The 21314-nt window shown below is 68.6% G+C and carries 19 protein-coding genes and 1 tRNA gene; 4 read left to right on the top strand and 16 right to left on the bottom strand.

Features of this window, described 5'->3' with window-relative positions; translation table 11 throughout:
• Positions 1-191, top strand: a 191-nt coding sequence (locus J5X07_RS11615) for a transposase family protein (RefSeq protein WP_208479902.1), incomplete at its 5' end; no start/stop codon positions are given.
• A gap of 132 nt (positions 192-323) precedes the next feature.
• Here the strand turns inward: J5X07_RS11615 and J5X07_RS11610 are convergent.
• The 15 genes from J5X07_RS11610 to J5X07_RS11545 all read right to left on the bottom strand — a co-directional run bounded on the left by J5X07_RS11610 (position 324) and on the right by J5X07_RS11545 (position 15069).
• Positions 324-857 (bottom strand): hypothetical protein, encoded by a 534-nt coding sequence (locus J5X07_RS11610; RefSeq protein WP_208479901.1) that lies wholly within the window; start codon positions 855-857, stop codon positions 324-326.
• Between the two features lie 341 nt (positions 858-1198).
• Positions 1199-2578 carry a hypothetical protein gene (locus tag J5X07_RS11605; RefSeq protein ID WP_208479900.1) on the bottom strand — a complete coding sequence of 460 codons (1380 nt, stop codon included), beginning with the start codon at positions 2576-2578 and terminating at the stop codon, positions 1199-1201.
• A 189-nt stretch (positions 2579-2767) separates the two neighbouring features.
• Positions 2768-3220 carry a hypothetical protein gene (locus J5X07_RS11600; RefSeq protein ID WP_208479899.1) on the bottom strand — a complete coding sequence of 151 codons (453 nt, stop codon included), beginning with the start codon at positions 3218-3220 and terminating at the stop codon, positions 2768-2770.
• 985 nt (positions 3221-4205) lie between these two features.
• Positions 4206-4781 carry a hypothetical protein gene (locus J5X07_RS13140; protein WP_243896793.1) on the bottom strand — a complete coding sequence of 192 codons (576 nt, stop codon included), beginning with the start codon at positions 4779-4781 and terminating at the stop codon, positions 4206-4208.
• A 225-nt stretch (positions 4782-5006) separates the two neighbouring features.
• Positions 5007-5177, bottom strand: coding sequence for a hypothetical protein (locus J5X07_RS13135; RefSeq protein ID WP_243896792.1), 171 nt, complete (start codon positions 5175-5177; stop codon positions 5007-5009).
• 210 nt (positions 5178-5387) lie between these two features.
• A tRNA-Ser gene (locus J5X07_RS11590) sits at positions 5388-5476 on the bottom strand.
• 88 nt (positions 5477-5564) lie between these two features.
• Positions 5565-6914: an AGE family epimerase/isomerase gene (locus tag J5X07_RS11585; protein WP_208479898.1), complete on the bottom strand. Its 1350-nt coding sequence runs from the start codon at positions 6912-6914 to the stop codon at positions 5565-5567.
• A gap of 153 nt (positions 6915-7067) precedes the next feature.
• On the bottom strand, positions 7068-8630 hold the full coding sequence (locus J5X07_RS11580) for an extracellular solute-binding protein (protein WP_208479897.1): 1563 nt from the start codon (positions 8628-8630) through the stop codon (positions 7068-7070).
• Positions 8630-9646 carry an HAD family hydrolase gene (locus tag J5X07_RS11575; RefSeq protein ID WP_208479896.1) on the bottom strand — a complete coding sequence of 339 codons (1017 nt, stop codon included), beginning with the start codon at positions 9644-9646 and terminating at the stop codon, positions 8630-8632. Before J5X07_RS11575 ends, J5X07_RS11580 begins: the two co-directional genes overlap by 1 nt.
• 1 nt (position 9647) lies before the next feature.
• Positions 9648-10922 (bottom strand): serine--tRNA ligase, encoded by a 1275-nt coding sequence (gene serS, locus J5X07_RS11570; protein ID WP_124934510.1) that lies wholly within the window; start codon positions 10920-10922, stop codon positions 9648-9650.
• Between the two features lie 116 nt (positions 10923-11038).
• Complete coding sequence (locus J5X07_RS11565; RefSeq protein WP_124934509.1) at positions 11039-11722, bottom strand: hypothetical protein; 684 nt, start codon at positions 11720-11722, stop codon at positions 11039-11041.
• Between the two features lie 251 nt (positions 11723-11973).
• Positions 11974-13101, bottom strand: a complete 1128-nt coding sequence (locus J5X07_RS11560) for a hypothetical protein (protein ID WP_124934508.1) — start codon at positions 13099-13101, stop codon at positions 11974-11976.
• A gap of 118 nt (positions 13102-13219) precedes the next feature.
• Entirely contained in the window at positions 13220-14347 is a 1128-nt protein-coding gene (locus J5X07_RS11555) for a DUF6545 domain-containing protein (RefSeq protein ID WP_208479895.1), read from the bottom strand.
• Positions 14348-14356: 9 nt separating this feature from the next.
• Entirely contained in the window at positions 14357-14695 is a 339-nt protein-coding gene (locus tag J5X07_RS11550; protein ID WP_124934506.1) for an ImmA/IrrE family metallo-endopeptidase, read from the bottom strand.
• A gap of 98 nt (positions 14696-14793) precedes the next feature.
• Entirely contained in the window at positions 14794-15069 is a 276-nt protein-coding gene (locus J5X07_RS11545) for a hypothetical protein (RefSeq protein ID WP_208479894.1), read from the bottom strand.
• 736 nt (positions 15070-15805) lie between these two features.
• Between J5X07_RS11545 and J5X07_RS11540 the strand changes: the two genes are divergently transcribed.
• The 3 genes from J5X07_RS11540 to J5X07_RS11530 all read left to right on the top strand — a co-directional run bounded on the left by J5X07_RS11540 (position 15806) and on the right by J5X07_RS11530 (position 20302).
• A complete protein-coding gene (locus J5X07_RS11540) occupies positions 15806-16741 on the top strand; it encodes a LysR substrate-binding domain-containing protein (RefSeq protein WP_124934504.1) in 936 nt (311 codons plus the stop codon).
• An 84-nt stretch (positions 16742-16825) separates the two neighbouring features.
• Positions 16826-18052: a diacylglycerol/lipid kinase family protein gene (locus tag J5X07_RS11535; RefSeq protein ID WP_208479893.1), complete on the top strand. Its 1227-nt coding sequence runs from the start codon at positions 16826-16828 to the stop codon at positions 18050-18052.
• 318 nt (positions 18053-18370) lie between these two features.
• Complete coding sequence (locus J5X07_RS11530) at positions 18371-20302, top strand: MinD/ParA family ATP-binding protein (protein WP_208479892.1); 1932 nt, start codon at positions 18371-18373, stop codon at positions 20300-20302.
• Positions 20303-20333: 31 nt separating this feature from the next.
• Here the strand turns inward: J5X07_RS11530 and pheA are convergent, their stop codons facing one another.
• The gene (pheA, locus tag J5X07_RS11525) at positions 20334-21269 is read right to left on the bottom strand and encodes a prephenate dehydratase (RefSeq protein ID WP_124934501.1); all 936 of its coding nucleotides are present in this window, start codon (positions 21267-21269) and stop codon (positions 20334-20336) included.
• Between the last annotated feature and the right edge of the window lie 45 nt (positions 21270-21314).

Raw genomic sequence — 21314 nt, 5'->3', positions numbered from 1 at the left:
CCAACGGCGATCTCACCAAGGCCCAGAAGCAGTCCAACAAATCCCTGAACAACATCCGATACGTCGTCGAACGAACCATCGCACACATCAAATCATGGAAGATCCTATCCCACGACTACAGGCGCCCACTGGACACCTTCAAAGAAACCATCACAGCCACCCTAGCCCTATACACCTACACCAACCCCTGAATAACCTTCGAAGAACGACTGGGCGGCCTTGCTGCGGTCGACATAGATTTTTGTGCGCTTATCGGCAGGGAGCCACATCCTCCTGGTCTCCGTCTCGTGCTCAACCCGGACCTCATCGACGGCGTAGACCTCTCATCCCTGGGCCAGCAGGTCCTCGACCTGGTCTGTGACCTGCGCCATCCGCTTGTTGATGACCTTCTCATCACACCGCTTGTCGAACGGGTCGGGCAGCTTGAAGGTCATGCCCAAGAAGCGCATGAGCAGTCGGTAGGAGGAGTCCGACTTGTACTCGACATCGAATATGGTCCTCACTACATCGGCCAGGGCGGGCACGTCCCAGAAGTCGGCGCTGATGCCGGACTGCGAGGGTGGCTTGCTCAGGACCTCTTTGAGTTGTTCTTTTTGTTCTCGGGTAAGCTTGGCGGCGTTCTCATTACCCGCATGACCGGTGATCACCGAGTGCAGCCTGGTGGCACGCCACGCAGACAACCATTCTTTAACCGTCCTGACGGTTCGGCCCACCATCTCCGCGATGAAATCCAGGTCAACGCCGTGCGAGGCGTAGAGAATAGCTTCGGCTTTCAGTCGAATGAGGATCAGGCTGTCGCTGCGCTTTTTCCATCCGAGGAGGGCCTGCCGCTCTTCGACCGTGATATCTACCTGCATGCAGGTATTCTACAACGACCGGCGCCATCATTTCCATCCCGAAAGACTCCTAGGATACGGCTTTGTTTAATTTCAGCCATATCATCATACCGCTGTCCACATCTTTGACTATGTCGCCGGCCCGGCCAGCGGACTGCTAGGCCTGGGATTCAGGCAGCACCAGTGCTACACCGGCTTACCGATACCACCGATATTAATCTGGCACGTGATAACAACACTTCGGCGGTAGCGGTCTGTCTAGAGAAGACCCTTTACAGCACCCTTCAGGCCTGTCTGAGCGTCCCCAATCGGAGAGCCAACACTCTTAAGGCTTTAAATCGCTGAAGACAGGCTGAGTTTACTCACTTTATTCCGACTTTTCCCTTAGGGCGAATAAACATCACAAAAAAACAAATTGTAAGCATAATTAAGTACACGCCAACACCAATTCTAGAGTACTGGAGGATGTCAGGAATAAAGCCCACACTTCGATCGTGCACACCAAACAACTCACCAAGCTTAATTGCTGCATGAGGTAAGAAAGGGAAGGCCACTACGAAAAACATCCCTATTCCCAACCCCCATTGAATTCTTTTTACCATCCAACCATATAGGAAAGATCGCTCATGATTCCTGTAAAATAATGTCGGGATATTAGCGGTATAGTAGGCTAGAAGAAAAGCGTAGGAAGGGCGCTTAGCAAAAAGTCCTACGGTTTGTTCGTTCCAGTCGCTGAGAGGCGTTCTTTGTGTAGAAAAGTACCAATAAATGCACAAGCAAATTCCGAACAATAGTATCAATAATCCGGGAGTGACAGTATGTGCGCGACGAGGGTAGAATGTTATAGCCCACTTGATTATATCGCTAGAATGATTCTCATTTATATGTGCCCAACTTCCGTCTCCATATAGTGACGCTTGATACGGCGTCGGTTGTTGCATATCATATAAAGCAGCTGACTTTATACGTACATCTGGAGGAACTACGATTTTAATACTGGAGGCTCTTCTTGATCTCAAGGCTGCAGGCCCCGTCGCCAACATCGCCTGCTTCAGTTTTCTGTGCGGAAAGTCAAGAGTTCTCCGTTCGCGTAACTTCAGTATAGAAAAATCATAACTCTTCTTCGCCTTGAGAATTAGAGGCTCACGGCTTCTCATTCTGAGAAAATCTGAGTAGATTTCAGGATCGCTCATTAATGAATTCCATAATTCTTCACACTGAGTAGAATGGTTAGCGCATGATTGACCACGTAATTTTACTCCTTGTCTTAGGTTTGCTGTCCCATTAATTACGGCAACTATATGGTCTCTAATACAACTTGGAAGACTGGAAGAACTAGAGAGTTTTCTCTGGCATGATTTTAAAAACCGCCACTCCGTGTATCCATGCCTGAATGACAGAGGCATCAGTTGCAACGATTCTCCGGAGTTGGCCTTGCAGTCGAATTCCAAAAAAGTGTGTCTTTGACGCCATCCAAGTGGTATATAATAATGCTCAGAGCGTTCGTGATTAATACTCTCTTCAAATTTAGCCTTATCTATATCAATACTAAGGTGCTCTACATATGTGCCCGCTCCATCAGCAAAATCGAGAGTTATAATAGAGCGACTTCTCCATGAAACATAACTATTTTCCAATGCTTCTATCTGAGAATAGATAGTAGAACGATCCTCAAGAAGTTCTTCTTTATCCGAATCGTCTTTAGGAATAAAGTTGCTTGAGGTGGCATTTTCATTATACATTTTGTATCAACACCTTTACACACTGCCGTACATACCCGCAAAATGCTGGTTAACTTAGAAGCGAGACGTAACTGTATGACAAACAGGGCCAACAGAACTTAGAAACTTAGATTAGACCAAACTCTATGATGCGAATCAAAGTCTAATATTAAACAGGGCTTGCCATCACGAGGGGTGCAGCGAGACCCACTAATCTGTGGTTATATTGTCGGGGTCGTCAATTATGTTGTAGCGATTAAAATACTTTCTAGCACCTTTTGGCCCTATGCAGGCCACGGGATCAAGCGGATCGACAGGGTCTCCTGTCACGATGATGTCGTCCCCCGGTTTCCAAGTTACACTCGCCCACCATTGCGAGATCCGAGTCCGCAACTTTTCCATTTTTTTTGCGGTTGGATTCGTTGGATAGATCGCTACAGTTGCCATGGTGTCATCCTTTTCTTCTGCCGTTGCTTCACGGTTGTGTGTACGCATCTGGCATAACGCCTCTTGGCAGGCAGTCGCTCCAAGTTGTGCTGCTACCTCACCCGGCACTACAACCTGTTCACTGCAGTCTGCTACCTCGTGGTGCAGTGGTGCTGCGTCCGTCCCTTGGCAAGGCTGGTATTCGCTGGAGTTTGTGGGGTGTTCAAACTCAGTCATAGACATTCCTGTTTACAATTACATGATCTCCTTGCATTGTAAACGAGATGGCAGATTAAGGCAATACCTTTGGGGTATTCTGTTCGTCCTCGCCGCTGTCTATTGTCTATTATGCGCGCACTACCGTATGGAGTTCTGTCCAATGGGTGCTATCTGCCCATTATGGCTCGGCACGTTCTAACCGTCGGTGTACATCATGCGCCGCGTCTTTCGGAGCGTGCCGTGCGAGCAAATCAGCACTTGGCCGCTGGTCAACATCGTCGGAACATCAAATGCCAACGCGGATTAACGCGCCTTTGAGGTCGAGTGAGCCACCAGCCAGATCCTCGGCATATTCGATGCCGCGAGGCATACGCCTTCCGAACGTATCGTTGCAAGCGCGCCAAGGCAGAACGAGGGGAAGCATAATTTTTTTCGACTGAGGGCGTCACCTGAGTCTCTGCTCGCGGAAGAAGCACGTACAGGGACTGGCCCAGCTCAGCAACAACCAAAGCAATACCAACTAGAATATCTGCAGGGATATACCAGAAACTAAAAGGACCACGTGTGCGTGGGGTACTGGCAAGCGCCCAATCTGCTGACCGCTTGATCTGTTGGGCCTCGCTGACCCAGTGCGCACTCACATCGTGGCGCATGACTCCTCATCCAGTACCACGCCTTTCGGCGTCCCGATCGTTGCCCACCCTAACGATGCATGAGCTTCGATCCAAGTAGCCGTTCTCTCTCGCCAGCAAGATTCTCGGAATCCTACAACAGAGTTGTAGAAACCCAAGCAGCAGCGGTGATAAAACGACACGAGCCTGGACTACCCCTTGGGTAACCCAGGCTTTGCACTTTCAGCGTAAGACATCGAAGCCAATGGTGCAAGTCGTGTGACGATCCCCATACATGTGACCTTTGAGGTCTCCTGGGCTGGCTGACCACGCATCTCCAGTAGGCCGTTCAAGCACACTGCCAACGGCCAGAGATCATCCGCCGCCTCCCCCTACCACTCCCACCCGAACCCGCTGAACAGTCCACCGTGGACGTCGCGCAGCACCAGGGTGGCCTGCTGGTGGGCGTCCAGGCCGGTGCGGTTGTAGCGGCTGGCGGTTTGGGGGCGGGCGAAGGGGCTGGCCCCCTCATAGGCCCAGATGCTGCGGGGCGCTTCCCCGATGAACCGCACCCGGATGGTGGCCAGCAGGCTACGGGCATGGAAGGCCCGGCTGGCCAGCAGCAGCGGCTCAGCCACCGCCTCATCCTGAGGATCGGGCTCCAGGCGGAAGGCCAACTGGTAGCGAGTGGCATCCCGCATCGGGGCCGGCTGACCACTCGCTGGGTCGATGTGCCAGAAGTGATCACTCCACCCCGAGCCGGCCACCTCCCGGGAACGCACCACGAACTCCCCAGCCGGGTCGGCACTCACAACGGCGGGATAGGAACGGGCAATGGTCAGGTAGTCCACCTCCCCGGCCATGTTGGCCAGGCGGTAGCGCTCCACCGTGGCCCGCCAACGCCGCTGGGCCACCACCACCAGCGTACTGGTCTCCTCATAGACCACCCCACCATGCATCTCAGGCACATCCAGCACCAACGGAGCCTGGGCGTAACGGCCCGCCACCAGCCGAGCATGAAGCAACCGCATGCCCGCCTCCTCACGATGAGCCACGGTCTCCATGCTGCACCCCAGGCGATCAGCCACCACACGCCTCCGCGCCAGCAGCCCACCGCAACCGGCCGTGGCCTGGCTCAGCCCATAGGCATCCAACAGCACCTGGGGCAACTGGGCATCGTCCTCCTCCAGGGATCAGATCGCCGAGACGAAGCGATGACGCAACCGCTCAGAAGAATCCTCCAGGCTGGCACGCAGCGCCTCATCGACCAACGGTGCGCCCGCCAGGCGCGCCGCGGTGAAGCCCGCCCGCTTGCGCAACCAGGCCAACTCACGCAACAACCACGCCGCATCCTGCTCATCCAACCGCGCCCCAGTCTGCCTGCTACCCCCACCCCACAGACAGCCCCACCAGCCAGACCCCCACCACCCCACTGGCCAGCCTGCTCACCCCCACCTACCCGGACACCGAGCCCACTTCCCCATCCCAGCCAGACACCACCGACCACACCACCCCCAGACACGCCACAACCCCCGGCAGTCCGGGGACCGTCGGGGGTTCGAGTAAGCAGGGTATGGCGGAGAGGGAGGGATTCGAACCCCCGGTGCGCCAGGCGCACAGCGGTTTTCAAGACCGCCACATTCGGCCGCTCTGTCACCTCTCCATGCCCCGCCGTGGCGGGACGAGGCCCGAGACTACCACCACCGGGCCCGGGCCGCAGCCGCACGGCTGCGGCGACCGGCGGGCTCCTGCTACTTGCGCCCGAAGAAGCCCCGGCGGCGCGGCTGCTGGGCGTGCACCGGCAGGGCCGAGGCGGGGTCGTCGAGCCGCCCCTCGGCCAGCGCCTGGCCCATCGCCGGCCACACCGGCAGGCGGGGCATGAGGGTCATCTGGAGGGCGTGGTAGATGTCCGGGTGCCCGGCCCAGGTGCGAGTCGAGGGCGCGTTGCCGGCGTCGAGCTCGTGGGTCCACACGCCGGGGGCCTCGATGAGGTACTCCTCGGCGAAGTCCAGCCAGGAGCGGTAGCAGTGCTCGTACAGCTCGACGTCGATCTCGCCCCGGCCATCGTCGAGCAGCGCCCGGCGCAGGGCCGCCGCCGCGCTCACGCCCTCGCACACCACCCAGTGCATGCGCTCGTGCACCACCGGCTTGCCCGAGAAGTCGGTGGTGTAGACGAAGCCGGGCTCGCCGTCGACCCTCCAGCCATCACTGCGGGCGCGGTCGAACAGGGACTCGGCGGCGTCGAGCATCCACTCGGGCACGGGCAGGGCCCGGGCCACCAGGGCGCCGCGGGCCTGGACGGTCAAGCGCGCCCACTCCAGGCCGTGGCCGGGGGTGACCCCGTAGGGGCGGAAGGGGTGGGCCGGCTGGTCCCGGTTGTACTCCAGCTGGGGGCGCCAGGCGGTGTCGTAGTGCTCGGGCAGGCGCCAGTCGTTGCCGCGGGCCTGAACATTGACCGCGAAGTCGATGATCTGCACGGCCCGCTCCAGCCAGCGCACATCGCCCGTGACATCGGCGGTGACCAGGTAGGCCTCCACCGTGTGCATGGCCGCATTGATGCCGCGGTAGTCCTCGGGATCGGTGAAGTCGACCGCGTAGGACTCGATCGGCAGGCCGTGGCGCTCATCCCACCAGTGGCGCTCCTGGAGCGCCATGGCCTCGCGCAGCAGCTCGTGCGCCCCGGGGCGGTCCGCGGCCGTGGCGGTGGCCGCGGCCAGCAGGACGAAGGCGTGCTGGTAGCACTCCTTGCGGCCCCTGGGGTCCACGGGGACGCCGTGGCCCTCGGAGTCCAGCTCGTGCTCCACTGCCGAGTACCAGCCCCCGTGCTCGTGGTCGCGCAGCACCTTGCTCAGGGTCCGCACGCCGTGGTCGGCGTAGCGGCGGCAGCCGGGGATGCCCATGAGGGCGCCCAGGGAGAAGCAGAAGGTCATGCGGCCGGTGATCCACAGCTCCACGGGGTGCGAGGCGTCCACGGCGCCGTCGGGTCCGATCCAGCCGAAGCCGGCCGGGACGGCGGCGGCGCGCGCATAGCCCAGCAGGGCGTGGGTCTCCTGGGCGAGCCAACGATGGTGCTCCGGAGCACCGAACCATCCCAGTCCCATGGGTCCTCCTCGACCTCGCGGATGAAGGGACGGCGGTGGCGCAAGGTGGTGGTGGAGGTCGCACCACCGCCGTCCGAGCGCAGGCTACCAGGAAGTCCTCCCCCCGTGTCCAGCGCCACTTCTCAGTCGTGGGATGCCCTGACGGCGGCGCCCTCACTTCTGGGGCCAGGCCTCCTCGGCCCGGCCCAGGGCCTGCTCGGAGGTCAGGGAGCCGGTCGTCCACTGCTCCAGGGAGGACCACAGGGCGTCGGTGCCCACGGCCACGGGCATGCGGTCCGAGGCGTCCATGCGCACCGCCGCCTCCCGGGACTGGAGCAGGGCGCTGGAGCGGCGGGCCACATCACTCGGGATCTGGGAGGGGTCGACCCCCCGGTGGGCGGTGGCGATGCCTCCCAGGGCGGTGCGCTCCTGCGCCCACTGGGCGGAGGTCAGGTAGGCCATCACCGCGGTCTGGGCCTCCCCCCGGGAGAAGGCCACCAGGTATTCGGCCCCCACCAGCACGGGGTCGCCCCCCTGCTCATCGGTGGGCAGGAGGAAGGCCGAGACGGCGCCCTTGGTGCTGATGCCGCCCATGTCCGCACCGCCGGGGCTCGCACTGGCGGTGGCCGGGGAGGCCGCCTGACCGGAGGCGGCCTGCCCACTGCCGTCGGTCCCGGCGCCCGGGGCCGAGGGACTGCGCGAGGCGACCGGGGCGGGGACCGCCTCCCCGCCCCTGAGGTCGGTGATCATCGTCCCCGCGGGCAGCTCGGACTCGAAGGAGGAGGAGGCCAGGAGCATGAGGCAGCGCCCCTCCACCAGCTGGGCGCCCGCCTCGACGGCGCTGCGGGCGGCGGCGGCCTGGCCACCGCCGGGCACATGGCCCGGGGCCATGAGCATCTGATCGACCTCCCCCAGGGCGCTGAGGGCGGAGGGGTCGTCGAGCGGCACGCTGTGGTCGGCCCAGGCCTCGTAGGCCCCCGGCCCCTGGGTGGACAGGAGCGCGGCCTCCAGCCAGTCGGTCATCACCCAGCCCGAGGCCTTGCCGTCGGCCACGCCCAGGCACCAGGGGGCGACCCGGCCGTCGGGATGGTCGGCGGCGATCTGCGCGGTCAGGGACTCCAGCTCGGCCCAGGAGGTCGGCACCGTGTACCCCTCAGCCGCGAAGGCCGATGGGGAGTACCACACGAGTGACTTGACCGAGGCCATGAGGGGAGCCGCGTAGGGGACCGAGGCGTGGATTCCCACCTGCCCCCACTGGCGGTCCCAGCCAAGCTCGACATTGGCGTTGACCGCGTCGGGCAGCGGCTGGACGACGCCGGTGTCGACCAGCTCGGCCGCCAGTCCCGGCTGCGGGATGATCGCCAGGTCCGGCATGCCCTCGTGGCTGGGGAGCTTGGCGGGCGAGGCCCCCGATTCAGTGGCGGTGTCCGCCCCCGAGGCCGCCAGGAGGTCCCCCTCCAGGGAGTCCGAGCCGGTGTGGACGATGTCGATGCCCGTGCACTGCTCGAAGGCCGCCACCGAGGCCTCGAACCGCTCAGCCTCGGCACCGCCCAGGGAGGAGGCCACGGTGACCTGCGCCGGGGCCACGTCGTAGGCCTCGAAGGCCGCGCAGGCATGCGCCCTCTCACCATCGGAGCCCGCCGAGGGCGAGCAGGCGGCCAGGCCCGCGGCGGCCAGGGCCACGGCGCAGCCCGCGGCCAGGAGCCGGGAGGAGGGGCGGGCGGGGAGGTGGAGCATCAGTCGTTCTGCCTTACTCGTTCCACGAGGGCGTCCAGGACGGCGGCGCATCCCTCGCGCCACACCGGTTCGGTGAGGATGTCGCCGCGCTCGCGCACCCACTGCGGTGCGCTGCCCATGACGACGCCGACCCCGGCCCACTCGATCATCTCAACATCATTGGAGCCGTCCCCCACCGCCAGGGTGCGGGCCGGATCCAGGCCCAGGCGCGCCACCAGCGCATCCAGGGCTGAGGCCTTGGTCACGCCCTCGGGCGCCACGTCGAGCCAGGCGGTCCAGCCGATGGCGTACTCCACCGAGTGCAGTCCCGAGCCGGCCACCAGCGCGGAGAACTCGTCCACGGACATGCCCGGGGCCCGCAGGACCACGCGGGTCACCGGGGTGGAGCACATCTCATCGAGGCCCACGACGACCTGGTCCTCGATGAGCTCGCCATTGGGGAAGGGCCGGGAGACCTTGAACCCGACCCGGGGGACCTCCACGGCCACGATCCCCTCGGGGACGGCGGCCAGAAGGGTGGAGATCGCGGTGGTGGGGTCGAAGGAGCGCTCATCGACGATCTCGAAGCCGTCGGGGGCGCCCGGGTCCAGGCGCAGGGTCAGGGCGCCGTTGGCGCACACCAGCCAGCCCTCGGAGATCCCCAGGTGGCGGACCACCGGCAGGGCGGCGTCGATGCCGCGCCCCGTGGAGATGACCACGGCCGCTCCGCAGGCCCTCAGGCGGGCGATGGCGGCCATGACCCGCTCCGAGACGCCGCCGTCCAGGTCCAGGATGGTGCCGTCCACATCGAGGGCCACCAGGAGGCCCGGGCCCGGGGTCAGGGGCGCGCCGCCCTGCTCCTCCAGGCGCTCCAGGTCGGCCATCCGCTCCTGGATGAGGGCGTGGTAGGCCTCGTGGCCCAGCGGGTCGCGGCGCAGGCTCCTGGTCCACTCGGCCGGCAGCCCCAGGGGCACGACGGCCGGGCCCGAGGCGGGGGCGCCACCGCCGTCGGCGGCACGGGAGGCGGGTCGGGACATCTCAGCGCCCCGCAGGCTCGATGACCTCCAGGCCGCCCAGGTAGGGGCGCAGGCCCTCGGGCACCCGCACGGAGCCGTCGGCCATCTGGTGGTTCTCCAGGAGTGCCACCAGCCAGCGGGTGGTGGCCAGGGTGCCGTTGAGCGTGGCCACCGGAGCGGTGCCTCCCTCGCGGCGCTCGCGCACGGCCAGGCGCCGGGCCTGGTAGGTGGTGCAGTTGGACGTGGAGGTGACCTCCATCCAGCGCTCCTGGGTGGGCAGCCAGGCCTCGCAGTCGAACTTGCGGGCGGCGGAGGACCCCAGGTCCCCCGCGGCGGTGTCGATGACCCGGTAGGGCAGCTCGACCAGGGCCAGCATCTCCTCCTCCAGGGCCAGGAGCCTCTGGTGCTCGGCCTCGGCCTCCTCGGGGCGGCAGTAGGAGAACATCTCGGCCTTGTTGAACTGGTGGACGCGGATGATGCCGCGGGTGTCCTTGCCCGCGGCCCCCGCCTCGCGCCGGTAGCAGGTCGACCACCCCAGGTAGCGCCGGGGGCCCGCCGACAGGTCGAGGATCTCATCGGTGTGGTAGCCGGCCAGCGCCACCTCGGAGGTGCCGGTGAGGTAGAGGTCGTCAGCGGGCAGGTAGTAGATCTCGTCGCTGTGGGCGCCCAGGAAGCCCGTGCCGCCCATGACCTGGGGGGTGACCAGGGTGGGCGTGGTCATGGGGATGAAGCCATGGGCCGTGCCCCTGTCCAGCGCCGCGGTCATGAGGGCCAGCTCCAGGCGCATGCCCCAGCCCTTGAGGAAGTAGAAGCGGGCGCCGGAGACCTTGGCGCCCCGCCGGGTGTCGATGATGTCCAGGCCCTCGCCCAGGGCCAGGTGGTCGGCGGGGGTGAATCCCTCCGCGGCGAAGTCACGGGGCCGGCCGCCCTCGTGGCGGAGGACCACGTAGTCCTCCTCGCCGCCGCTGGGGGCACCGGCGATGAGGTTGGCGAACTGGTGGGCCAGCTCGTCGAGCGCCTCGGCGGCCCGATTGGAGGCGGCCTCGGCGGCCTTGACCTGCTCGGCCAGCTCCTTGGCCTGGGCCAGGATCGCGGGGCGCTCCTCGGCCGAGGCCCGCCCCACCGACTTCGAGATGGTCTTCTGCTGGGCGCGCAGGCCCTCGAAGGCGCTCAGGGAGCTGCGGCGGGCCTCGTCGGCCGCCAGGATGCGGTCGACGAGCTCGACGTCGGCGCCGCGGGCACGCTGGCTGGCGCGGAAGGGCTCGGGGTTCTCACGAAGCGCACGCAGGTCGATCATGGGGCGAGTGTAGCCAGGAAGCCGGCCCCGCCCGGCCCCGGGGGCACGGGCCGGGGGCGCAGGAGGCGGGCGGACGGCATCCGATCGGGCACTGGGCTCACCGGGACGGCGCTCCCTCAGGCCGCGCCGGCGGACTCGTGGCGCCGGTCGCGGTACCTGGCCCAGGCCACCCGGATCTGCTCGGCGGTGACCTTGTTGTCCCACACGTCGCCGCGCTCGAGCCAGTGGATGAGCTCGACCACCTGCTCGGCGTCGACCTCCTCCTGGGTGCTGCGCAGGATCCGGGCGACCGCCTCCGCATCGATGTAGTCGGTGACCATGCCGCAGGCCCCATCCAGGATGCTCAGCAGGGCGCCGGCGGACAGCTGGGCGCGCTGGCTGTAGGCGTGCCACGACTGGGCCAGCGCGGTGGTCAGCATCCAGGAGTCGTGGCAGGAGCCGTCCAGCGCCAGGCGGCGCCCTCCGGTGAGGTGCTCGGCGATGGCCCGGCGATCGGCGTCGTCCGCGCCCGCGTTGTCCAGGAGGTCGTCGATGAGGTGGGCCAGGTGGGCCACATCCACCGCGTGGCGCGCGCGCTGGGCGGCACGGGCCGCCTCATCCACCACTTCATCCACCACTGCTTCCACCACGACCTCATCGTCCTGCCGGCCCTGCCCGTCCAGCACCTCGTAAACAGCCTGAACCGCAGGAGCGCCCCGGGTGCCCTGGCCACGCCCCTCATGGGCGTCCGGGCCATCCGTGACCGAGCGGATGAGGGAGACCCCTCCGGCCTGGTCGCAGACCGAGATGTGCGCGGTCATGACAGGACGGCGCAGTTGTCCAGATCGCGGCCCCGGGCCTGGCCGGGGAGGCGATGGGTGCGCATGGGGCGGGCGTGGATCATCAGTGAACTCCTTGCTGTGGCGTTCGGATCGGCATCAGCCACCGGATCGGGTGCCCTCTGCCGTGCCCAGATCATGTCACTGGAATATAAAAATTTCCACTGGCGACGAACGCGCCTCCCCCGGTGAGAGCGTACTCCGCAACACCGCCACCGCCTGGAACGCAGGTTTCACAATCGGTTTCCGAGCGGCTCGGCCAGGGACAGGCGCCTGCGCCACTTGGTGCGTGTGGCGAACGCGACTCTGAGCTCGTAGAGGTCCTTGACCGAGGAGGCGATCTCATCGTCGGCCATGAGCGCACCGGTGCGCACCAGGAGCCTGGTGCGCAGGCTCAGGGGCCCGGGCACCACGCTCTCGCCCAGGAAGTGGATGAGCAGGTCCACCGTCAGCCGCGGATCGGCCGGATCGCGCCCCTGGAACGAGTCGGGACTGGTGGCCGAGTCCCGGCGGATGAGGTGGAGGGCGTCATTGGTCTCCACCACCAGGCGCAGGAGCCGCTCGCGCGGGGTGAGCCGGTCCACCGGCAGCATGACGCCGGGGTGGAGCTTGACCACCTCGCGCCACAGGGGCTCGACGATGTCAGTGCCCAGGCTCGTGGTCAGGGCCTCCTGGCCCTCCACCACGATCTTGCGGATACCGCCCACGGCGATGCCCGCCAGCAGCAGGGTGATGGTGCTCAGGAACAGGTAGTGGCGCAGCGCCGCCGAGCCGCTCCCCTGGGCATCCAGCAGGGTGAGCCAGCCCACGACGACGTAGCCGACCGCGGCCACCGCCGAGAGCGTGCCCAGCAGCAGGGACAGCCGCGCCAGGAAGGGCTGACGGGTGCGCAGCAGCGCGGAGGTGCTCCCCACGGCGCAGGTGATGACCGCCGCGGCGATCGTCGTCTCGTACAGGGCGTAGTACAGGAAGACCGCAGGGGACTGGGCCGCGGCCTCATACGGGGGCAGGGCGCCCCAGGGGCCGGCGGGCATGAGGGCGAGCAGCAGGCACTCGACCAGGCCGATGGCCCCGGCGCTGATCCAGAGGCGCCGGGCGGCCCTCCTGGAGATCGATGGCCGCCGGAAGGTCAGGACCAGGATGAGCACCGAGGACAGCGTCACCAGGAAGACCAGGCGCTTGAGGAGGTCGAGCAGGGCCAGGCCCGGGTAGAGGGCCTCCGCCTCGCGCAGGAGCGTGGCCAGGAGCAGGGTGATGGCCGCCCCGCGCAGCAGGACCGTGCGCGGCCCCCGGCCCTTGTGCAGCAGGGTGACGACACCGACCAGCCCGACTGCCACACCGATCCCGAGGAAGGATGTCATGGACGTCATCATGATTCTCACGCTTTCTGTGCGTCCGGGGACTCGGGCGACCCGGGGTGCGGGCCCCGGGGGATGCGCCCGCGGGGGTGGGGTGGTCGGTTGCGGTCGAGCGCTGCCATCAGGGGGCCGTCCGCATCCATCCGGTCGTCTCGGGCGGGAGGACCGGGACGATCGTCGTCGGGCGTGGGCTCCGATGATCGCGGGCGGCGAGGGCGATCCTCATATCGTACAAGTCCCGGATGGACGACACGAGGGGATCATCGGCCCGCAGCGCCCCCAGGCCCACCAGCACGCGGGTGCGCCGGCTCAGGGGACCGGGCACCGCCTGCTCGCCCAGCACGTCGACGACCATCTGGGCCATGGCCCGGGGGTCGAGCGGATCAGGCGGGCTCTGGGCGCCGCGGCGCATGCGGTGCAGGGCGTCATTGGTCTCCACCACCAGGCGCAGGAGCCGCTCGCGGCGGGTGGGCTGGTCCACCGCCAGCCTGACACCGGGGTGGAGCGCCACCACCTCGCGCCACAGGGGCTCGACGACGTCGGCGGCCACGCTCATGGTCACCGCCGCCCGGACGGCCGCCATGAGCCGATGGAGCGCTGAGGCGGTCATGCCCACCAGCAGCAGCGTGATCGTGGCCAGGAAGAGCCGCCGCCGCAGGACGAGGAGCTCGAGGCCGGAGCCCTGGCCCACGGAGAGCCAGCCGACGCCCACATAGCACAGTGAGATCGCGGCGGCCAGGGTCAGCAGCACCAGGGACAGGCGGGCGATGAAGGGCTGACGGGTGCGCACGAGGGCCGCGACGCTGCCCAGGGCGCAGAAGACGGCGGTCCCAGCGATGGTGGCCTCGTAGATGGCGTAGTAGAGGAAGGCCGCCACGGAGGTGTCGGCGTGGGCGTAGAGGAGGTCGCTGGGCGCGGCGGGCATGAGCGCCAGCAGGGCGCACTCGATGAGGCCGATGACCGCCGCCCCCGCCCACACCCGGCGGACGGCGCGCGGGGAGACGGCGGGGCGGCGGAAGGTCAGGACCAGGACCACCACGGCGGCCAGGGCGACGAGGAAGATGAGCCGCTTGAGCAGGTCCGCCAGGGGCGGGCCGCCATCGATCCCCTCCAGCTCCCGCAGCAGGGCGGAGGCCAGGAGGGTCACGGCGATGCAGCGCAGCAGGAGGGTGCGCGTGCCCGTGCCCCTGTGGATCAGGGTGACGACGACGAGGGCGGCGCAGACGCCGACGATGAGGGCCGATGTCATCACGGCGCGTCAGTGCCTCAGTGAGTCGTCCGCGCTCCCCGACAGGAAATCGAGGAGGTCGGAGCTGTGGCAGCGGCGGTGGAGCTCGAACATCAGCCGCATGGCGGTCAGCTCGGCCCGCCGCTCCTGCGGGGTCTCGAAGGTGGTGCGGTAGCTGGTCGCGCTCTTCTCCGAGCACAGGTCCCCGTGCAGGATGTGCGCGAACTCGTGAAGGATGGTCTGGGTGCGGTTGAGCGGGGACAGGCGCGGGTCGTAGTAGACCTTGGCCGTGCTGCCCACCGAGACGGTCAGGCCGTTGACCTCCGCGCTCTGGAGCTCCTCGGGGATGGGGGTCAGGACCACGCGCATGCCCCGCACCCGCCCGATGGCCTCGCCCAGGCTCTGGACGGAGGGCTCCTCGGGCCAGGCGATGCTCTCGACGTCGTCCCCGGAGGGCTGCGGGCCGGTCAGCCCTGCGAGGGGTCGTCCAGCTGCTCGCTGCGGCGCGCGAGCTCCACGATCGCCCTGATGCTCCTGAGCGCCTCGTCGCTCAGCCCGTGGACCCGCATCGCGACCATCCGCTCCTGGGGCGTCAGGCTCTCCTCCACCGAGCCGCCCTCCTCGGAGGTGTCGATGAAGAAGGACAGCGGCACCTCGAAGGCGTCGGCCAGGGCCCGCAGGTGCTGGAGCCTGGGGTTCTGGGCCTGCCCGGTGCGCAGCTGGTGCAGATAGCTGACGGACATCGTCGAGATCCCCCGCTCCTCCATCCGCCGGGTGATCTCCTGCAGTGTAACGGGTCGCCCCAACGGGCCTGTGGTCTGTGCGAACAGCTCTTCGAGCCGTTGGGCGATACTCACGATGGACTCTCTCGTTTCGGGCGTGGTCAGGCACAGGGCCGCTCTCGGGACCGGCATCGGGCGCAGAAGCATCCCATACCGCCGGTGGACGGGCCAACCGGGGCGCTCGCACGCACTGCCCCGGAGCCCCGGCCCCCATCTGCTCGGCCGAGGCGGGCCGACCCCGACCCCCGTCGGGGAGCAGCGCAGCGCGCAGACCAGCCAGGGCACTCAACACGGGATTCATTATCACTCCTCCGAGCGGGAGGCGCGGAAGCGCCCACCGCCGGCCATACCAGGGCTCCAGCCCCGCCATTCTCCTTCTCCCCCGGACCTTACCCAAGTCGGGGGCAGTGAGAAAGATGTCCTGAGCACAGGCGCCCGGGGCCCCGAGGGCCGCCGAGGGGCGGCCGGGCCGCGGCGGGGCGGCCCTCCCGGCCCCACCCGGCCGGACGGGGGCCGCCGTCGCGTCCGGATCGCCTCACGATCGTTACCTGCGCTACATGAGCGTGATATCGCTTCTGAGGCTGATCCGATTGATTGGAGATGACCTATAGTGCTCTTCCGTAAGAAGGACCTCCAGAGCCCTTCACTATCACTTGTCATCACGTCCCTGAATCCCATCGACCACAGGAACACTCTCATGCCGACCTCCAGCCTGCCATCCTTCTCCCAGCTCAGAGCCTTCGTGGCGCTGTGCGATCACCAGCACTTCGGTGAGGCCGCAACCGCCCTGGGCGTCAGCCAGCCCAGCCTCTCCCAGGCGATCACCGCCCTGGAGAAGCGCGTGGGCGGGGAGCTGGTGGAGCGCACCACCCGCCGCGTCCTGGTCACCCCCCTGGGCGAGACCCTCCTGCCCTATGCCCGCGAGGCGGTGCTGTCCGCCGAGGCCTTCCGCGAGGCGGTCACCAATCAGGGGGCCGCACTGACCGGATCCATGCGCCTGGGCATCATCCCGACCCTGGCCCCCTACCTGGCCCCCATCCTCCTGGACGGGCTCATGGATGCCCTGCCCCAGATGAAGCCCGAGCTGCGCGAGCTGGTCACCGGCGACATCCTCGACCTGCTCGGCCAGGGCCGCCTGGACGCGGCCATCATCTCCCTGGAAGAGGAGGAGGTGCACCGCTCCACGGCGGTGCCGATGTTCGATGAGCCCCTGGTGGTGCTGGTCTCCGCGGACCACCCCTGGGCGGGGCGCGAGGACCTCCGGCCCGAGGAGCTCGAAACGCAGTCCGTCCTGCTGCTCGACGAGGGCAACTGCCTGCGCGAGCAGACCCTGGCCCTGTGCCAGCGCTACGGCTCCCAGCCGCCCCTGGCCGTGGCCACCACCCTGTCCACGGTCATCCGCATGGTGGCGCACGGCTCGGGCATCACCGTCATCCCCGAGGGCGCGCTGCGGATGCTGCCGCCCCAGGAGGAGTACGCAGTGGTGCGCTTCGAGGGCCGCGGCCCGGTGCGCCACATGAACCTGGTCCACCGCACCTCCTCCTCGCGCGGCGCCGAGTTCAAGCAGCTGGCCGAGGTCATCACCGACCTGGTGTGCAAGGCCGGCCTGCCCATGATGCCCATCGAGTCCTGAGCACCCGAGCGCCTCATCGCCCCGGTGCTCCAGCCCGCATGGGGCCGGCAGGAGCGCGGCCATCGGGCCAGCTAGCCTTGGCCCATGACTGCAGCGCGGCGGACGGGCCGGACCGGGCACAGCGGCTCCGAGACGGACCGCCCCCTGGCCTGCGTGGTGGTCAACCCCTCCAAGCACAAGGCGACGCGCGCCGTGGGCGATCTGCTGGGCAGGCGACTGCGCGAGGCCGGGTTCCGCGGTCCGGTCTGGCTGGAGACCTCCGGCGCCGAGCCCGGCGCCACCCAGGCGCGCCTGGCGGTGGCCAGCGGTGCGCGCCTGGTGGTGGCCGCGGGTGGAGACGGGACCGTGCGCTCGGTGGCGGCGGGGCTGGCCTCCACCCCCGCCGAGCTGGGGATCATGCCGCTGGGCACGGCGAACCTGGCGGCGCGCAATCTGGGCCTGCCCACCACCGACCTGTCCCAGGCCGCCGAGGTCCTCGCCTGCGACTCGGCCGGCCCCTGCGACCTGGCCTGGGTCTCCACCGACGCCGATGACGGGGCCGATGACGGGGCCCCTCCCGGCGGTCCCGGGGGCCCGGCCGGGGAGACGGCCACGAGCGCCGGGGCGGGCGGCTCCCCGCCCCCGGCCGGCTGCGACTCCTGGGCGCGCCCGACCCTGGGCCGCGAGCACGCCTGCATGGTGGTGGCAGGGATCGGCTTCGACGCCGGGCTGGTGGCGGCGACCCGCCCCATGCTCAAGGCCCGCCTCGGCTGGGGCGCCTACGCCCTGGCGGCCATGGGCAATCTGCGCTCCCCACGCATGGACCTGGTGCTCAGCCTGGCGGGCGAGCCGGGCAGCGCCCACCGCCCGGAGGCGCCCGCGGCGCCGCCCGCACCCGGTGGGCGGGCGGCGCCGTCGGGCACCGGGCCGGAGGGCGCGGCGCGGGGCGGCGCTCCCGGCCAGGCGGGGCGGCGCGTGGAGCGGCTGACGGCCCGCAGCCTGCTGGTGGCCAACGGGGGCCGGCTGCCGGCGGGGATCACGCTCCTGCCCCGGGCCCGCCTCGATGACGGCCTGCTGGACATCGCCGCCATCGACACCGTGGCCGGGCTGGTGGGGTGGGGCTCCCTGGCCAGGCAGGTGCTGCCGCCCTATGCCGCCGCCTACGCCGACCCCGAGCGCGCCACCGGCAGGGTGCTGCTGCGCCAGGGCAATGACGTCACAGTGCGCCTGGCGGCCCCCGCGCTGGTGGAGGTCGACGGCGATCTGCTGCCCCCCACCCGGGGGGTGCATGTGCGCCTGGAGGCCGGTGCCCTGCGCATCCGCCGGCCCTGAGCGCCGGCGCCCACCAGGGGCGGCCCATCGGGCCGGCCGCACCGGCCCGTGCCCGGCCTGTGACCCGCCCCGGGCGTAACGGGGCCCGCGGCCGACCCCCACCGGGGATTGCGCGCCAGCAGCCGCCTCCGGCCGTGACCTCATCGCAATCCGAGGGCTCGGGGCGGGTATCGTGGGCCGCCGTCAGATCCTCCAAGAGCACCGGCGCCCTCCGCGCCTCCGTCCCCGCGCCCGCGGCATCGGGGAGCGGCGGCGGACCGGCGGGGGCTCGATGGGGCTGATCGGCTCACGCACCACTGAGAGGGACGAGGGGATTCGATGAGCAGCACTGCCAATGGGTGGCCGCGCGCCGTCGTCACGATGGACGCCACGGGCCGGGCGCATGTCAACCTCTCCGGGGTGGTCACCTCCTTCGAGGAGGGCGATGCCGATGCGGTCCGCACCAGTGTCATCAGGTTCATCGTCCAGCGGGCCCTGGTGCTGGGCCGTGAGATCCCGGCCTCGATCACCGAGCCCGATGATCATTGGGAGATCATCATCCACCCCGATGGCATGGTCACTGAGAGCCCTCTGACCTCGCAGGACTCGCAGGGCCCGGGGCGGCCCGACGAAGGCGCCGCGCAGCCGGTGCAGCCTCCGATGGGACCGCCGATGGAGCCGGCGGCCCAGCCGGATGATCCTTTCACCGCGGGCTACGGGTACGTCCCCGCAGCGGCCCCCGACTCTCCCCCGGCCACCGGCCCGCTGGATGAGGCGGCCCCAGCGGGCCCGAGCGCCGCCCCGCCATCGATCCCGCCATCGATCCCTCCATCGATCCCCCCATCGACCGCGCCGGCCCATCACCCGGTCGAGCGGGCATCAGCCCCGGGCCCGGCCCAGGCCCTCCAGGTCCCGCCCGGCGGATCGGCCCGGCACGACACCGCCACGGCCTCGGTGGAGACGCCCCCGTCCATAGCCGCTCCCGGGCCTCCCCCGGTGCCGGCCGACCCCCAGGCCCTGGAGCCGCCGGCAGCGCCATCGGCTGAACCGGCATTCCCAGAGGCACTGCCCGCCTCGCCCTTCGAGACCGCCGCGAGCACCGGGGCCGCCACGATCCCGTCCACCACCGCGGAGGCCGGCCCCGCGGCGCCCGCCGCCTCCCCGCCCCCGGCCGGGCAGAGCGGTCCAGCCCTCTGGCCCGCGGGCGCAGCCGCCCAGTCCGATCCCCCTGGGCAGCCGGCCCCGGCCGGCCAGGCCCCGAGCCTGCTCCACCAGAGCCCGGACACCGCCTCCTGGCAGCAGGGGGTCCCGCCCTCCCCCCAGGAGGATCCCGCACCGGGAGCCGCCGCCGGCCCCCGGCCCGCCGACCAATGGCCGGGCCCCCTGGGAGAGGACCGGGCCCCGGCCCGCACCGGCCTGCGCGGGGCGATGAACCGGGTGGGCCTGAGTCTGCGGCCCTCCCGCAGCGAGCAGGGCCAGCGCCGCGACATCGCGGCTGTCGCGGCCCACTGGAGCGGCTCGCGCACCATCGCCGTGGTCAATGGCAAGGGCGGGTCCATGAAGACCCCCACCACCATCCTGCTCTCCGCGCTCTTCGCCCGCCATGGCGGGACGGGCGTCGTCGCCTTCGACAACAGCCCCGCCCGCGGGACCCTGGGCTGGCGCACCGAGCAGGGGCCCCATGGGCGCACGGTCATCGACCTGCTGCCCAGCATCGACCGCCTCCTGTCCCCGGAGGCCGGCCCGGTGGAGATCTCCGCATTCACCCACCACCAGGACGACGGCTTCGACGTGCTGCGCTCGCGCCCCGAGCTCCTGGCCGACGGCCACTGCCCCACCGATGAGGACTTCACCCGGGTCCACGGCGTCCTGTCCTGGTACTACCGCCTCGTCGTCGTCGACAGCGGCAACGATGAGGGCTCCCCGGCCTGGCGGGCCATGATCGCGCGGGCCGATGCCATCGTGGTGCCCACGATCACCCGCCCCGAGCACGCGGAGTCGGCCCGCCTGCTGCTCAGCGAGCTCGCGCAGCGCGACGCCCACGGGGCCGAGCTCGCCTCCGGGGCGCTCGTCGTGGTCTCGCAGAGCTCGGCCGCCGAGCCGGGGCCCGATGAGCTGGTCTCGCGCTTCCAGCAGATCGGCCACGAGGCCGTCGCCATCCCCTACGACCCGATGATGGCCGGGCGCCCCCTGCAACTGCGGTCCCTGGCGCCGGGAACGCAGCGCGCGTGGCTGCACGCCGCCGCCCGCCTCGCCGCCCGCCTGCACTGAGGCCCGGCACGCCTCGTCGTGGCACCGCGGCCTACCGGGCCCTGCCCTCCAGGACGTCGGCCACCCAGGAGCGGGCCACCACGAAGTCCTTGTCACTGGTGCCCGCCAGGACCATGACCGGGCGGGCGTCCAGGCGCGGGTAGGAGCCCAGGAAGCGCACCATCGGGCAGGTGCGGTGCAGGCCGATGAGGGCGGCCTGGACGCGCTCCTCGCGCACATGGCCCTCGACGTCGATGGAGAAGCGGTAGCGCCCCAGGGAGTCGCCCACCGGCCGGGACTCGATGCGCGAGAGGTTGACGCCGCGAGCGCTGAACTGCTCCAGCATGCCCAGCAGCGCCCCGGAGCGGTCGTGGGGGAGCTGGACCATGAGGGTGGTCTTGTCGGCACCGGTGGGCTGGGGGACCCGGCCGGGCCGGGTGACCTTGACGAATCGGGTGACGGCCTCGGGATTGTCGGCCACCCCGGCGGCCAGGACCTCCAAGCCGTAGGCCTGGGCGGCCAGCGGGTTGCACAGGGCGGCCTGGAAGCCCGGCTCCCCGTCGTCGGCCAGGGCCTGGGCCGGGGCCGAGGTGGAGGTGGCCGCGACGTAGAGGGCCTCGGGCAGGTTGTGGTGGACCCAGCCGCGGCACTGGGCCCAGGCGTGGGGGTGGGTGGAGATGGCGGTGACATCCTCCAGGCGGGTGCCGGGCCTGCCCGCCAGGACGAAGGTGATGGGCACGGCCATCTCCGCGGCGATGACCAGGGGCGTGGAGGCCACGAGGTTGTCGAGGGTGGCGTTGACCCCGCCCTCCACCGAGTTCTCGATCGGGACCACGGCGGCCTGCGAGGCGCGCGAGCGCACCCGGTCCAGGGCCGTGGGGACGTCCTGGCAGGGGTCGAGCTCGACATCCACGGGGGCGACCTGCCTCAGCGCCATCTCGGTGAAGGTGCCGGCGGGCCCCAGGAAGGACCAGAGGTTTTCCGTCATGGGCACAGGGTAGCGATCCGGCGGGCGGGTCGCCCCGGGGGTCCG

Source organism: Actinomyces bowdenii (assembly GCF_017592395.1).
In the GTDB taxonomy this organism is placed as follows: Bacteria; Actinomycetota; Actinomycetes; order Actinomycetales; family Actinomycetaceae; genus Actinomyces; species Actinomyces bowdenii.
This window is presented reverse-complemented; position numbering and strand designations above follow the sequence as displayed.